The 14,712-nt window shown below is 62.4% G+C and carries 14 protein-coding genes, 1 tRNA gene and 1 pseudogene; 8 read left to right on the forward strand and 8 right to left on the reverse strand.

All coding sequences use genetic code 11. The features are described 5' to 3' along the window. On the forward strand, positions 1 to 414 hold a 414-nt coding region (locus EOA36_RS09885), incomplete at its 5' end, for an ABC transporter permease (protein ID WP_145969139.1). 51 nt (positions 415 to 465) lie between these two features. After that, positions 466 to 1,533, forward strand: a complete 1,068-nt coding sequence (locus EOA36_RS09890; protein ID WP_127277286.1) for a BMP family ABC transporter substrate-binding protein — start codon at positions 466 to 468, stop codon at positions 1,531 to 1,533. A gap of 76 nt (positions 1,534 to 1,609) precedes the next feature. Here the strand turns inward: EOA36_RS09890 and rimO are convergent, their stop codons facing one another. From rimO to EOA36_RS09920, 6 genes are all read right to left on the reverse strand, one after another. Continuing rightward, complete coding sequence (rimO, locus tag EOA36_RS09895) at positions 1,610 to 2,923, reverse strand: 30S ribosomal protein S12 methylthiotransferase RimO (RefSeq protein ID WP_127277288.1); 1,314 nt, start codon at positions 2,921 to 2,923, stop codon at positions 1,610 to 1,612. Between the two features lie 158 nt (positions 2,924 to 3,081). Then, entirely contained in the window at positions 3,082 to 3,768 is a 687-nt protein-coding gene (locus EOA36_RS09900) for a TerC family protein (RefSeq protein WP_127277290.1), read from the reverse strand. A 180-nt stretch (positions 3,769 to 3,948) separates the two neighbouring features. Next, positions 3,949 to 4,356 (reverse strand): DUF930 domain-containing protein, encoded by a 408-nt coding sequence (locus EOA36_RS09905; protein ID WP_167531434.1) that lies wholly within the window; start codon positions 4,354 to 4,356, stop codon positions 3,949 to 3,951. A 56-nt stretch (positions 4,357 to 4,412) separates the two neighbouring features. Further along, complete coding sequence (locus EOA36_RS09910) at positions 4,413 to 5,111, reverse strand: DUF2161 family putative PD-(D/E)XK-type phosphodiesterase (protein ID WP_127277292.1); 699 nt, start codon at positions 5,109 to 5,111, stop codon at positions 4,413 to 4,415. 101 nt (positions 5,112 to 5,212) lie between these two features. Beyond that, positions 5,213 to 6,019: an alpha/beta hydrolase gene (locus EOA36_RS09915; RefSeq protein WP_127277294.1), complete on the reverse strand. Its 807-nt coding sequence runs from the start codon at positions 6,017 to 6,019 to the stop codon at positions 5,213 to 5,215. Positions 6,020 to 6,138: 119 nt separating this feature from the next. Further along, entirely contained in the window at positions 6,139 to 7,005 is an 867-nt protein-coding gene (locus EOA36_RS09920; RefSeq protein WP_127277296.1) for a sterol desaturase family protein, read from the reverse strand. 344 nt (positions 7,006 to 7,349) lie between these two features. Between EOA36_RS09920 and EOA36_RS09925 the strand changes: the two genes are divergently transcribed. Next, a complete protein-coding gene (locus EOA36_RS09925) occupies positions 7,350 to 7,568 on the forward strand; it encodes a hypothetical protein (protein ID WP_245464308.1) in 219 nt (72 codons plus the stop codon). 53 nt (positions 7,569 to 7,621) lie between these two features. Here EOA36_RS09925 and EOA36_RS09930 read toward each other — a convergent pair. Further along, positions 7,622 to 8,550, reverse strand: a pseudogene (locus EOA36_RS09930) (LysR family transcriptional regulator). A 133-nt stretch (positions 8,551 to 8,683) separates the two neighbouring features. On the opposite strand from EOA36_RS09930, the gene EOA36_RS09935 reads away from it, so the two are divergent. Then, on the forward strand, positions 8,684 to 9,397 hold the full coding sequence (locus EOA36_RS09935) for an SDR family NAD(P)-dependent oxidoreductase (RefSeq protein WP_127277300.1): 714 nt from the start codon (positions 8,684 to 8,686) through the stop codon (positions 9,395 to 9,397). Positions 9,398 to 9,910: 513 nt separating this feature from the next. Here the strand turns inward: EOA36_RS09935 and EOA36_RS09945 are convergent. Then, positions 9,911 to 10,000, reverse strand: a tRNA-Ser gene (locus EOA36_RS09945). Positions 10,001 to 10,265: 265 nt separating this feature from the next. Between EOA36_RS09945 and EOA36_RS09950 the strand changes: the two genes are divergently transcribed. From EOA36_RS09950 to EOA36_RS09965, 4 genes are all read left to right on the forward strand, one after another. Then, positions 10,266 to 11,489, forward strand: a complete 1,224-nt coding sequence (locus EOA36_RS09950) for a septal ring lytic transglycosylase RlpA family protein (RefSeq protein WP_127277302.1) — start codon at positions 10,266 to 10,268, stop codon at positions 11,487 to 11,489. Positions 11,490 to 11,583: 94 nt separating this feature from the next. Next, positions 11,584 to 12,747 carry a D-alanyl-D-alanine carboxypeptidase family protein gene (locus EOA36_RS09955; RefSeq protein WP_189343670.1) on the forward strand — a complete coding sequence of 388 codons (1,164 nt, stop codon included), beginning with the start codon at positions 11,584 to 11,586 and terminating at the stop codon, positions 12,745 to 12,747. Positions 12,748 to 12,828: 81 nt separating this feature from the next. Next, entirely contained in the window at positions 12,829 to 13,503 is a 675-nt protein-coding gene (gene tmk, locus EOA36_RS09960) for a dTMP kinase (RefSeq protein WP_127277306.1), read from the forward strand. Then, entirely contained in the window at positions 13,500 to 14,555 is a 1,056-nt protein-coding gene (locus tag EOA36_RS09965; protein ID WP_127277308.1) for a DNA polymerase III subunit delta', read from the forward strand. Before tmk ends, EOA36_RS09965 begins: the two co-directional genes overlap by 4 nt. Positions 14,556 to 14,712: the final 157 nt, after the last annotated feature.

Here is a 14,712-nt window from a genome sequence, read left to right on the forward strand (position 1 = left end):
GGCGACAGCCATACATCGGCGCATGCGCTTGGCATCAAGGTCATCCGCTATCGCTACCTCGCGGTCATCTTCGGGGGCGCCTGCGCCGGTCTTGCCGGCGGGCATCTGTCGCTCGTCTATACGCCGCAGTGGGTCGAGAACATGTCCGCTGGCCGCGGCTGGATCGCGCTCGCCCTGGTGGTGTTCGCATCCTGGCGGCCGTGGCGGGTGCTGGCCGGCGCCTACATCTTCGGCGCGGTGTGGATCGGCCAGCTTCATGCACAGGCTTTTGGCATTCCGGTGCCCTCGCAGATGCTTTCTTCTCTGCCCTATCTGGCAACCGTCGTGGTTCTCGTTCTAATCTCGCGCGACAAGCGTCTGACGATGATGAACACGCCGGCATCCCTGGGGCAGCCATTCGTTCCGGATCGTTGACAACAAGAACAAGACGGGAAGCTCCAAGGCTTAACTCAGAGAGGTAACACAATGAAAAAACTGCTTATTGCCCTGATGACCACGACTGCCGCAATGTCGCTGGCGGCGTCCGCGCAGGCCGCCGACAAGTTGAAGGCGTGCTGGGTCTACACCGGCCCGATCGGCGATTTCGGCTATTCCTACCAGCACGACCAGGGCCGCCTCGAGGTCGAGAAGGCGCTCGGCGACAAGGTCGAGACCGCCTATCTGGAGAACGTCTCCGAAGGCCCAGACGCCGACCGTGCTTTCGAGCGTCTGGCGCGCGAAGGCTGCAAGATCATCTTCGGCACCTCGTTCGGTTTCATGGACGCCGAAGTGAAGGTCGCCAAGAAGTTTCCCAAGGTGATGTTCGAGCACGCCACCGGCTACAAGACCGGGGATAATCTCGGCATCTACAATGCGCGCTTCTATGAAGGCCGCTACGTGCTCGGCCAGATCGCCGCCAAGGAATCGAAGTCCGGCGTCGCCGGTTACATCGTCTCCTTCCCGATCCCGGAAGTGGTGATGGGCATCAACTCCTTCATGCTCGGCGCGCAATCGATCAACCCGAACTTCAAGGCCAAGATCGTCTGGGTGAACTCGTGGTTCGATCCGGGCAAGGAAGCCGACGCCGCCAAGGCACTGTTCGACCAGGGCGCCGACATCATCGTCCAGCACACCGACTCGACCGCTGCCCTGCAGGTGGCCGAAGAGCGCAAGCTGCACGGCTTCGGCCAGTCGTCCGACATGATCAAGTTCGCGCCGAACGCGCAGTTGACGTCGCTGACCGACGAATGGGGCCCGTATTATATCAGCCGCGTACAGGCAGCCATCGACGGCAGCTGGAAGCCGGACAATGTCTGGCTCGGCATCAAGGACGGCGCGGTCAAGCTCGCGCCCTACACCAACATGCCCGACGACGTGAAGGCGATGGCCGAAGCGAGCGAAAAGAAGATCGCCGGCGGCTGGAACCCCTTCACCGGACCGATCGCCAAGCAGGATGGCTCGGCGTGGCTGAAGGATGGCGAGGTCGCCGACGACGGCACGCTGCTCGGCATGAATTTCTACGTCAAGGGCGTCGACGACAAGCTGCCGCAATAAACGGCAGAACACATTTCGATCTGCAGAGGGCGCCGCGAGGCGCCCTTTTCATTTGGATGGAGAAGCTGGCGGGAGCTCAGACGGCCGAGCCGTAGAGGTCGTAAGCGTCGGCGCGCTCGATCTTGACGGTGACGATGTCGCCGGCGCGCATCGGGCGGCGCGACTGGATGTGGACCGAACCATCGATCTCGGGCGCGTCATATTTGGTGCGGCCCTTCGCAGAGGTGCCCTGCGCCTCGTCGATCAGCACCGGCAGACGCTTGCCGACCTTCCTGGCAAGCTGCGTCGCCGAGATCTTCTGCTGGCGCTGCATGAAGCGATGCCAGCGCGCTTCCTTGACTTCCTGCGGCACCTGCTCAAGGCCGAGATCGTTGGAACGGGCGCCTCTGACCGGCTCGTATTTGAAGCAGCCGGCGCGATCGATTTTCGCTTCATCCAGCCAATCGAGCAGCATCTCGAAATCGTCGTCCGTTTCGCCGGGGAAGCCGACGATGAAGGTCGAGCGGATGGCGAGATCCGGGCACACATCGCGCCAGCCGCGAATGCGCTCGAGCGTCTTCTCGCCATGGGCCGGCCGGCGCATGTTCTTCAGCACCTGCGGCGAGGCGTGCTGGAAGGGGATATCCAGATAGGGGAGGATTTTTCCATCGGCCATCAGCGGGATGACGTCGGCGACATGCGGGTAGGGGTAGACATAATGCATGCGCACCCAGATGCCGAGCTTGCTCAGTTCCTCCGAGAGATCGAGGAACTTCGCTCGCACTTCGCGATCGCCGAACATGGACGTCTGGTATTTGATGTCGATGCCGTAGGCGCTGGTATCCTGCGAGATGACGAGCAGTTCCTTGACGCCGGCCTTGGCGAGTTTCTCGGCTTCACGCAGCACATCGGCCGCCGGCCGCGAGACGAGATCGCCGCGAAGGGCTGGAATGATGCAGAAGGTGCAACGGTTGTTGCAGCCTTCCGAGATCTTCAAATAGGCATAGTGGCGCGGCGTCAGCTTGACGCCCTGCGGCGGCAGGAGGTCGATGTAGGGATCGTGCGAGGGAGGGGCCGCCTCATGGACGGCGGCCATCACGCTCTCATAGGCCTGCGGTCCGGTGATCGCCAGCACGTTGGGGTGCTTCTCGCGGATCACGTCCGGCTCGGCGCCCAGACAGCCGGTGACGATGACCCTGCCGTTTTCCGAAAGCGCGGAGCCGATGGCGTTGAGTGACTCGTCGCGGGCGGAATCCAGGAAACCACAGGTGTTGACGACAACGAGATCGGCGCCGTCATGCTTGCGGGCGATCTCGTAGCCCTCGGCCCGCAGACGCGTGATGATGCGCTCGGAATCGACAAGGGCTTTGGGACAGCCGAGACTGACGAAGCTGACGCGTGGGGCGGACATGGGCAATTTTCCAATGGACGCGAACCGGAAACATCGATCCGGCCCGCAGTCTCGACATATAACGGTTTGCATGGCTCCTAGCAGGAGCTCAATTCGGGCGGCGCAATAGCACGGCTTCCTCAATCAGGCAAACGGAGCCCTGCGGCTCCGCCTGTGCGTCAGTGCCCGCTTGACCCGAACCAGGGTGACAGGAAGGCGAAATGATCGGGGAATTGCTGCACAGCCCCATCCAGCAGCATCTTGACCGCGACATAGAGGATGATGACCAGGCCGATATAGGCAATCCAGCGGTATTTGTGCAGCAGGCGCGCGACGAACGACGCAGCAAAGCCCATCAAAGCGATCGACAGCGCCAGCCCGACAATCAGCACCGTCGGATGGTTCATGGCCGCGCCCGCCACGGCCAGGACATTGTCGAGGGACATCGAGACATCGGCAATGACGATCTGCCAGGCGGCCTGCGAGAAGGTTTTGCTCGGCCCCTTGCCGCCAATGGCACCATCCTTGTTGAAGTCGCCGTTCGACAGCGCTTCGGTGGCGTCGCGCTCCTCGTCGTGGGTGACACGCAATTCGCGCCACATCTTCCAGCAAACCCACAGCAAAAGCAGGCCGCCACCGATAAGCAGCATGGGACCAATGGTCAGCAGCCATTGCGTGATCAGGGCGAAGAAAATGCGAAGAACGGTGGCCGCCGCGATGCCGACCAGAATGGCTCGCTGGCGTTGGCTGGCCGGCAAGCCTGCAGCGGCGAGGCCGATGACGATGGCATTGTCGCCCGCGAGCGCAAGGTCGATGGCGATGACCTGAAGGAGAGCCGAAAAGCCGGCGGCGGTAAATATTTCCATCGACCTGGAAGCCCTTCGTCGAGTGTTCGTCGTCGATCGTCCGAACGGGCCTAAAGGCATGGTCTGCTGGCGTCAAGCCGCAGCACCGGACAACGCTGGAAAACCATTTTCGTGGTGGTGGAATTACGGAAGATTCTCAACATGCGCCGGCGGCAAGCCAATGCGGCAAGCCCGCGAGAACTAATCGTAGAGATTGTACTTCGGCCAGTCGGCTTCAGGGATCTCATCCCCGATCCGATAGCGGAGCTGGAGAACTTCCATATGATCCGGCCCCGTCTGGCATTTGAACTTCAGCCGATACCACTGTCCCTTGCTGCGGAACGCCGCACCGGGGCTCCGGATGGCGTCGGCGCTCATCTCTGGCGTCGCGAAGGCGTAGGCGACGACGCGGTCGGCCTTGAACTTGCGATCATCATGGGTGATCCGGTCCAGGACTTCGGCATCGCAACGCTGCTCGAGGCGGGTCTGCGGATCAAGTTTCATCAGTCCGGAGCGCAAGGCGTTGTCCATCGCACTGGCCGGAAAAGCCAGCGTCAGGGACGCAATGGCCATCATGCATAGTGTCTTCATGGGCGGGACAAGCAGCATGTTTTGTCTGAAAGATCAACCAACAGGGGCGGTTCATGCTCGGCAAACCCCGGTATTCAGAGGCCCGGCGCAATCAAAATCTCGTGTCGGGCTTCATCATGCGGGACCTGCGGCCAACGAACCAGCGAGGCGCGGCCGGCATCCGTGAGATCGTAAAGACCACGCTCGACCCTTGCGAACCAGCCATAGACATTGTGCTGCAGAATCTTCGGCGCGATCGGCGTCAAGGCTTTCAGATCGCGCGGCCGTTTGGGGCCGTCCGAAAGCGCGGCGGCGCAGGCGAGGGCGCTCTGCCGGTAGGCGGTCATGATCGGAGCGCGCGATCCGCCGCCGGCGACAGGATCGCCGCGGCGGCGCTGGTGCTCGTCGACAAGGCGAGATCGCCGTCGCGCATTCTTGCGCGGCGCCACGGCGATCGGACTGAGAAGCAGTTCGACCCGATCACTGGCGGTTACGCCAATCAGGCCGAAGCCGAGCCGACGGCAAAGGTTGCGGAACCTGGCATCGCTTTCGCGCCCCTTGCCTCGCGCCGACATGCGCGCCGCCAGCCACACTTCATCGCAAGCAGCCGCACGGTCGACGCCCTGCAGAACCAGTTCGAGATTGAACTGCAGCTTCAACTCGCAGATGACGACGATCTGCGGCTCCCCTTCGCGCAACGCGACGATATCGCAGCCGCCGATTTCCCCCTTCACGACGAAGTCGAGATTTTCGAGGAAACGCTTCACCGGCGCATAGAGTGAGGTCTCGTTCATATCGCAAGGTCTAGCCGATTCGACATGAAAAGCCTCGCAGGCGAAATGGTGTGTCGCGTGCCTGGGCCAGAGCGGGGATTCCGGAAGCGGCGAGGCAGGGCTCAGGAATGAAGTTCTGCGAGGAAAGCCAACAGCACGCGGTTGAACTGGTCGGGACGCTGCAAGGGCGCGAAGTGACTGACCTCGGGCAGCATCACCAATTCCGATCCCGGTATGCTGCTGGCCAGATAGGTGGCGTGCTCGTCCTTGATAAACTCGTCGTGCTCGCTTTGGACGACCGCAACGGGCACGCGGATCTCTCCCAGCTCGGTGGCGCCATAATTGGGTTCGCTCTTCATCATCAGGCCGACAGCTTTGACAAATGCATCGAATTGATCTGGCGTGGCCGACAGCTCGGCATAGTCCTTTTTGTGCCGGCTGAAACACCGCTCGATGACCGGACTGGCCTCGAAGTCCTTCGTGCCGCTGGGATCCATATTGCAGCCGAAGAAGAACACACCGGCGATGCGATCGGCGGCCTTCATGCCAAGGATCAGCGCAACGCAGGCGCCATCGCTCCAACCTACAGCGATGGCCTTGTTCAATTGCAGGCGATCCATCACGGCCAGGACATCCGAGGCCATCAGCTCGTATTTGCATGGCCGTTCGTCGCGGGTGCTGCGTCCATGGCCACGGCTGTCGATGGTGACGACCTGATAGCCGCGCTCGACCAATGATGGGACCTGAAATCCCCAATTGCCGCTATGGCCAAGGCCGCCATGCAACAAGATCACGGGAAACCCCGCCCCAAAGGTGGCGTACCAGATTCTCGCACCCTCATGCTCCACATGGCCTTCGTCCGCCGCGGCCGGCAAAGGAGCGGCACCATGCGCTTCGAATTTGGTGAGGTCGTCATCGCGATAGTCCATGCCGAAACAGCCTCTTGGCAAATGCGCAGGGCTTATGTTTATCGCCGGCCCCCACCGAGACCAACCCGCAAGGCAATTTCTGCTGCCATCAGGCGACACGACAGGGGAGATTGCATTGCCTAAGGGCCGATATTGACCGCACCTGTTGCCGTTCGATCCTGCTTGTTTCGCGCCGGCTGATTTTCGTGGAGGGCTTCGCCGTCACGCACTGCCCGATCCGATCGTGTCCTGCGGCGCCGCAGCGGATAGCCGATCTGTCCGAAGTAGCTGGAGGGGACTGGATCGTCGACGCCATATTTCTCAGGCACTTTGTTGCCAGTCGCATTGTACGTGCCGAACACCACGTCGAGGAAGGGCAACTGTCCGGCGAAGTTCTTGTCGTAGGCTTCGCGCTGGTTGGCATGGTGCCAGCGATGGAACTGCGGGCTGGCGATGAGCCACTTCAAGGGGCCGAACGGAATCCGCAAGTTCGAATGAACAAGCAGCGTGTGCCAGAAGTAGATGATGGAAAAGACAGCGATCGAGGCTTCGGAGAATCCGAGAAAAAAGATCGGTGTCAGCGAAATTGCCTTCGTGACGATGGCGTCGACGGGATGAGAGTGGAATGCGCCGAGCCAATCCAGTTCCTCAATGCCGTGATGAACCGCATGGAACTTCCACAGCGCGGGGATTTCGTGAAACGCACGGTGTGCCCAATAGACGCCTATATCGGAAATCACGATGATTTCGGCGACCTGCAGCCAGATGGGCTGGCCGCCGACCGCAAGCGTTACCGATCGCGGGATCAGCATCGCAGCGGCTTCGAGTGCGTTGGCCGCTATCAGAATTATTACTGCCTTTACCACGAGGCCGTTGAACAGCACGTAGATCAGGTCGACACCCAGGCCCTTGCGCAGGATCTTCTGCGGTCGCTCGGCAAACAGATGCTCGAACGGAATGAAGATCAGCGCGCAGATCAACAGCCCCTTGATGCCAAAGATATCCATTCGACCGCTATCGCCTTGCCTTTGGTCAGCGCACCCGGCGCTTCAGCTCCCGAACAGAACCACATTTCTCCTTTCCAAAGGCTTGATGCCGACCGCTTGCATCGTTCCTCGCTTGTCATGTGACAAACGCGCTCGCCGGGTGTCACATCCGTGTCGCAAGCTGGCGCTACCTGGTCGGCGCGCGCTTGTCGAACGCAGCGCAACGCGCGTCCTCCCAGGACTAACCCCTCCGGTCCCTGCCGGCGGGGTTTTTCATTTCCAGAACCATATTGTCGGTCGCGAGTTGTCCTTGCTATTATGGCATTACGGTCAGCACAGGGACGCCCATGACGGACGCGAGTGAAATGAGTGCGATCGGCGACACCCTCATGAGGATCGTCACGCCCGGCATGTCTCCCAAGCAGCTTGTCAAAGCCGCCCGGAAGGCCCACCCCAAGGCCTCGAAGAAGGATATTGCCAGAGCAGCCTTCTTCTCGATCATCGCAAACGCGGATCAGGACATCGGCAAGGCCAGGAACCTGCAGGCATTTGCCATCGCGGAGCGCACACAGCAGTCGGACTGAGCAGGTCGCCGCTTGGCATGGCGTGGGCTTGCCGTCGTTGCGTGATCACGCCTTCATCGCCGCGCATATGCCGCCCGGCAGGCCGACATCACGGTATCGCGCAGCCAACGATGGGCCGGGTCGGCGTCCATGCGAGGATGCCACATCGCCGATATCTTGAACTGAGGAATGGGAAGCGGGAGCTCGAAACTCTCGAGACCTGCCGTGATGGCGTGGTCGCCTGCACTTGTGCTGCCGAAACACGAGCCCGGCACGGTCGCGACCAGATCCGACTGTCGCACAATCCGTATCGCATCGGGGTAGCCGGGCACGACAACCACGACGGTGCGTCCAAGGCCGAGCTTCTGCAAGGCGCCATCGATCGGCTCGGCGACATTGCCTTCCCGTGACGCCACGACATGCTTGCAGGCGGCATAGCGTTCGGGCGTAACGCCGGCGTCTGTCAGAAGCGGATGTCCAGCCCGGGCCACGCCGACATATTTGTCGTGGAACAGGAACTGGGTGCGTATCTCGGGCGCGGACGTTCCAAGCAAACCGATCTCCAGATCGATGAGGCCTTCCCGAAGCGGGCGCGCGTCCTTGTCGGGCTTGGGTGCGAAGCGTAGGCGGACACGAGGCGCCGCACGGGTGACCGCATTCACGACCGGGCCGGCAAGGAATTCCAGGAACGCTTCGCTGGCGCGAATGGTGAACGTCAATTCGAGCCCGGCCAGGTCCACGCGCATGTTTTGCGGCCGCAGGACTGATCTTACATCCCGGGTAACTCATGGACGCGATCGCGCAATTCCGTAGCGTGCGGCGTGGGCACAAGTTCGCGTCCGGCTCGCACGAGCAGCGGGTCGCCGGTGGCAGCGCGAAGTCGTGCGAGTGTCCGGCTCATCGCCGAGGTGCTCAAGCCGAGCCGGCGGGCCGCCCCCGTCACGCTGCCTTCGGCGAGCAAGACGTCGAGCGCTACGAGAAGGTTCAAGTCCACATTGTCCATGGCACACAGCCTTATCGCAGGTGTTTTGCCAGACATAGCGTCGGATGCAACCATAGTTTGAATCTGGCGCGCCTGGCGCATGGCTTCCGCTTGCCCATATCTGCGGTCACCAACCAACGAAAGAGATCGCCCAATGCCCGCAAGCGTTTTGAACACCCCGTCAGGTACAGTCCTCATCATCGGCGCGTCGCGCGGCCTCGGCCATGCAATGGCGGCCGAGTTCCTCGGGAAAGGCTGGAACGTCATCGGCACGGTCCGGGAAGGCGGCCGGACCAAGCTGCACGACCTCGCGGACGCGTTCGAAGGCCGGCTCGAAATCGAGACAGTCGACATCTGCGAACCCGATCAGGTCACGGCCTTGCGCGACCGGCTGTCGGGCAGGGTGTTGGACATGGTGTTCGTCAATGCCGGCGTGAGCAACAACCCCGCTGAGACGATCGCCGATGTGACGACCGACGAGTTCGTGCGCGTGATGATCACAAATGCACTCAGCCCGATGCGTGTTCTCGAGAGCCTGGCGCCATTTGTTCCAGCTGCCGGCCTGATCGGCGTGATGTCGTCCGGGCAGGGGAGCATCTCCAACAACGAGACAGGTCAACGTGAGGTCTACCGGGGCAGCAAGGCGGCGCTGAACATGTTCATGCGAAGCTTCGCCGCCCGCCATGCCGCAACATCGCGTGCCATGGCGCTGATGGCGCCCGGCTGGGTCCGTACGGAGCTGGGAGGGCCGGATGGAAGGCTGAGCATCGAGGAAAGCGTGCCGAGCCTCGTCAACGTTCTGCTTGCCAGGAAGGGAAGCCAGGGATTGCACTATGTCGACTATCTCGGACGCACCGTCCCCTGGTAAATCCCATCGCGATGCCTGCGCGGCGACGAGCGCCAGCTTGTCCGCGGCCACACGAAATAAAGTGGTACCGCGACCGCTGGCGGCTTCTGCATCTGGCCCTTATTGAGCCGCCGTCATGGCGATGAGCTTTCGGACCTGGACGTACTCTACGCAGTGAACAGGAAAATCCGGCCGGGTGGCCTTCGCGCAGTCTTCGCGGTGGCGACAGGTTCATTCAGCGGAACGCTCGATGCCTGCGTGGACGCTGATGAAAAAAGCAGCGTTTGGGTGGTCAATGCCGAGACGGCAGCGACTTGTATGAGAAGCGCGGCGAAGGCGATATTTTTGAGCATGCGCGACAACGCGCCTACCTGCTACAACGTTCCAGTTAGTCGGGCCGCTTTGGGGGCTTTCTTACTTCAACGCCCATCTTGCGGCGGCGTCCCACGTTATTTCGGGCATTTTGCTCCCCCACGTCACCTGGTCGAAACCGATTTTCCGGGCAGGGGTCACAGGCGTACATTGCCGTCGTTCTGGCGGAGGGAGTGGGATTCGAACCCACGGTGAACTTGCGCCCACGCCGGTTTTCAAGACCGGTGCCTTAAACCGCTCGGCCATCCCTCCGGTGACTGCCGGCCACTGCTCTAGTGTGCCCGGCAAAGGCCTGTCAACCGGCTTGCGTGAAGCGGCGCTTCTCCAAGCCCCGGGACAGGACAAGCCGCGTCACAATCTTGCCCGGTTCCGGCCACAATCGGTTAATACCGTGATAAACAATTCCTGCGCACAAAGGATCGGGGTCCGAGACGTCGTTGGCATTGTCGAGTGAGCGCGTGGCTCTCTGATGGTCGGACACGATGTTGTTGGTCGAGACTTTAGGGGGCAATCAAGAATGCAGGCTGTGACGCACCCGCGTCTTCGTCGCGTTGCCACGGTTGCGTTGCTTGCGGCGTCGGCTGCATTGCTTGCCGCTTGCGCGTCGCAGCCCGAGCCGAAGGGCATGGTCTACAAGAAGACCCGCTCCAAGGAATATTTCGCCGAGACCGAATATGGGGTGAAGGCCAGTCCGCGCGCTGCCTTCATGCGGCGCGGCGGCGGCCGCGACCAGCTCGGCAAGCCGTATCAGGTGCGCGGCAAGTGGTATTATCCCAAGGAAGAGAAGCGCTACGCCAAGGTCGGCCTGGCTTCGTGGTATGGCGACGCCTTCCATGGCCGGCTGACCGCCAACGGCGAAGTCTACGACACGGCGCAACTAACGGCGGCGCATCCGACGATGCCGCTGCCCAGCTATGCCCGCGTCACCAACCTCGAAACCGGCAGTTCGGTCATCGTGCGCGTCAATGACCGCGGCCCATACCATGAGGGCCGCATCATCGACGTCTCGGAGCGTGCCGCGCAGATGCTCGACTACGACAAGGTCGGCACCGCGAAGGTGAAGGTCGAATATGTCGGCCGCGCGCCGCTCGACGGCAATGACGATCAGTACCTGATGGCCTCTTACCATCCCGGCAACCGCATACCGGATCCATCGGATGGCCTGCCGACCGGCGTCATGGTGGCCATGAACGGACCGTCGCCGAGCCTTCCGGTGGGTTCTGCCGCCGTGCCGTTTCCAGGTCAGCTGACCGATGCCGCGATCCCGGTCCAGGCGCAGATGTCCGCGCAGTCGCCGGCCTTCGGCGATCTGGCGCTGCCCGATTTCGGACCGATCGTGCCGGAACGTCCCGAGATCGGCTTGCCGCCGCAATCGCCGTTCGCCATGGCCTCGCTGTCCTATGCGGATGAACGCGTCCATCGCGCGGATGTCTTTGCTGCGCTGGACGACAGCGGCATGTCACCCGCAGACATCCTGCGGTCCTGGAAAAAGACCGATCGCCAAGCGACGCCGTCCAGCTCCGACTATGTCGCCGCCGGCACGTTCGACGATGCCACCGAGGCCAAACGTGTGGCCTCGGCGCTAAAGTCCTTCGGCAGAATAGAAATCCAGCGCTCCGATCTCGACGGCAATGACTGGTATGCGGTCAACCTCTATCCGGACGGCCATGGCGACCTGGACGAGTTGCTGAAGGCGGCATGGTCCCACGGCGCGCCCGACGCGCTGGTCGTGCGCGACTGATCCGAGAGCCGGCGTGCCGCCGGCAGTTGATCCCTCGCCGAAAAAGCCCGATAGTTTCGGCACGCCGGAGGGGCCGGCCAACGGGTCGCTTTTCATGCAATTTCGCTTGCTACAGCCTTTCGCCGGGTTTGTTCTCCTTGGCCTGCTGCTTATGCTTTCGCCGGCCCAAGCGCAGCTTTTCGAAACCAAGGCCGCACAGGCCTTCATGATCGATGCCGACACCGGCACGGTGCTGTTTTCGAAAGATGCCGACAAACCCATTCCGCCGGCCTCGATGGCCAAGCTGATGACGATGGAAGTGGTTTTCAACGCCCTCAAGTCCGGGCGCCTGAAACTCGACGATACGTTCGTGGTCAGCGAGAACGCCTGGCGCAAAGGTGGCGCGCCGTCGGGGACCTCGACGATGTTCGCCAAGCTCAAATCGGCGATCCGGCTCGAGGACCTGATCCAGGGGGTGACCGTGCAGGCCGCGAATGACGGCTGCATCGTCATCGCCGAAGGCATGGCCGGGTCGGAGGATAATTTTGCCGAAGAGATGACCGAACGCGCGCGCCAGATCGGCCTCAAGACTTCGACTTTCGTCAATTCGACCGGCCTGCCGGCCGATGGCCAGCAGACAAATGTGCGCGAACTGGCGCAGCTCGCGCTCCATCTGCGGCGCGAATACCCCGATTTCTATCGCTACTATGGCCTGAAGGATTTCACCTGGAACAAGATCTCGCAGAGGAACCGCAACCCGCTGCTGGCGATGGACATCGGCGCCGACGGCCTGGCTGTCGGCGCAAGCGAGACATCCGGCTTCGGCATCGTCGCTTCGGTCAGCCACGACGGCAAGCGGGTGATCGCTGCAATGAGCGGGCTGGTCAATGACAAGGAGCGTGCCGAAGAGGCGCGCAAACTGCTCGATTGGGGCGTTCGTTCGTTCGAGAAGACCGAGATTTTCGCCAAGGACGAGGTGGTCGGAGAGGCCCAGGTCTTTGGCGGTGCGAAATCCGGTGTGACGCTGAAGGCAAAGGGTCCGATCGACATCTTCCTGCCGATCACCAACCGCGACAAGCTGACGGCGAGAATCGTCTACACCGGGCCGGTCGCCGCTCCGGTGGAGGAGGGGCAACCGGTGGGCGCCCTGCGCGTCTGGATCGGTGACACGCTGAGCCAGGAGACACCGTTGTTCGCCGCCGAAACGATCGGCGTCGGCACGTTGCCGCAACGCGCGCTCGATGCCGTCAAGGAACTGGCTATCGGCTGGCTTCGATAACACCGACGGCATGGACGTTTTCCCGAACGCGGACTATCTAGAGCGCAACAATCCACTCGAACACGAACAAAGGCCCTCGGTTTGGCGCGCGGATTTTTCATCACCTTCGAAGGCGGCGAAGGCGCAGGCAAGTCGACACAGATCGAGCGGCTGGCCACAAAGATGCGCGCCAAGAAGTATGATGTCCTGCGCACGCGTGAACCGGGCGGCTCGCCGGGCGCCGAAGCGGTCCGGCATGTGCTGCTTTCAGGTGCTGCCGAACCGTTCGGGCCGAAGATGGAAGCGCTGCTCTTCGCCGCCGCGCGTTCCGACCATGTCGAGCAGGTCATCCGTCCGGCCGTCGAGCGCGGCTCCATCGTGCTTTGTGACCGCTTCCTGGATTCCTCGCGTGTCTATCAGGGCGTTACGGGCGGGATCGATCCGGCGTTCATGACCATGCTGGAACAGGTCGCCATCAACGGCATGATGCCCGACATGACGCTGATCTTCGATATCGACCCGGCCGAGGGTCTGAAGCGCGCGACCTTGCGGCGCGGCAGCGATGCCGCCGCCGACCGCTTCGAAAAGGAGACGGTGGCCATCCACCAGGCCCGCCGCGAAGCGTTCCTGGCGATCGCGGCGGCAGAGCCGGAGCGCTGCATCGTCGTCGATGGGTCCGCCGATCCGGACACGGTGGAGGACGTCGTCACCGCGGCCGTGTTCGCGGCACTGGAGGCAAGGGCGCCCGAGCGCAACAGGCAGGTCGCACCGGTATGATTTTCGAACGCATCGCGCCGGAACAGCACGATACGCTGGACGGTGTGCCGGAACCCTCCGAAACGCCGCGTCTGGTGGGGCACGGGCAGGCCGCCACCATGTTGGCCGCCGCCTATCGGGCGGGAAAGCTGCCGCATGCGCTGATCTTCGCCGGACCTGTCGGAATCGGCAAGGCGACGTTTGCCTTCCACCTTGCCCATCATCTTTTGAAGCACCCGGCCTTCGACCAGGCACCCGGCAACCTGGCGGTTCCCGATCCGGCCTCGCCGCTGTTTCGCCAGATCGCCACCGGGGCGCATCCCGGAGTGCTGCACCTGACCCGCCCCTTGAACGACAAGACCAAGAGCTTCAAGACCGTCGTCACCGTCGACGAAATCCGCAAGGTCAGCCGCTTCCTGTCGCTGACGTCGCACGACGGCAGCTACCGGGTGGTGATCGTCGATCCGGCCGACGACATGAATGCCAATGCGGCCAATGCCTTGCTGAAGAATCTTGAGGAACCGCCGGCACGAACCCTGTTCATTCTCATCGTCCATGCGCCGGGCAGTCTGCTGCCGACGATCCGCTCGCGCTGCCAGGTGGTGCGGCTGACACCGCTCGACGCCAACGAGCTGATGGCGGTGCTGGAGACCGCGGAACCGCCGCCGCCGGACGATCCGGCCGCGCGAGCCGCGCTGGTCGAGCGGGCAGGGGGAAGCGCCCGCAGCGCGATCCTGTTGACGCAATATGGCGGGTTGGAGATCGCACAGACGCTCGATGGCCTGGTGGCGAAGGGAAAGAGCGATATTGGCGGCGCCTATCGCCTGGCCGAAGCCGTCGCGGGCCGAGATCAGGCGATCCAGTTCGACATCTTCAACCGCCGGGCACTGGACCTTCTGTCAGACGCGGCAAGCCAGGCGGCGCTGGCCGGCGACCTTGCGCGGGCCAAGACACTGTCGGACAGCTGGCATGAGGCGCTGGACGCCATATCGGAAACCGATACCTACAATCTCGACAAGAAGCAGCATGCCTTGACCATGATCGATCGACTGAATTCGGCTATGCGCGTGTGACGGTCATCTGGGGCGGCAATCGCCACCCGTTGGCAGCCGTTGGACCGGATCGCGGCCGGGCTATTCAGATCGTCATCCGCGCCGGCTTGCTCGCGGCACCGTTGAGCGCGGCATCATATTTGGCGCGATTGGCCCAATAGATCGTGGCGAACAGCAG

Origin of the sequence: Mesorhizobium sp. M8A.F.Ca.ET.021.01.1.1 (genome assembly GCF_003998025.1) — a bacterium.
Lineage (GTDB): Bacteria > Pseudomonadota > Alphaproteobacteria > Rhizobiales > Rhizobiaceae > Mesorhizobium.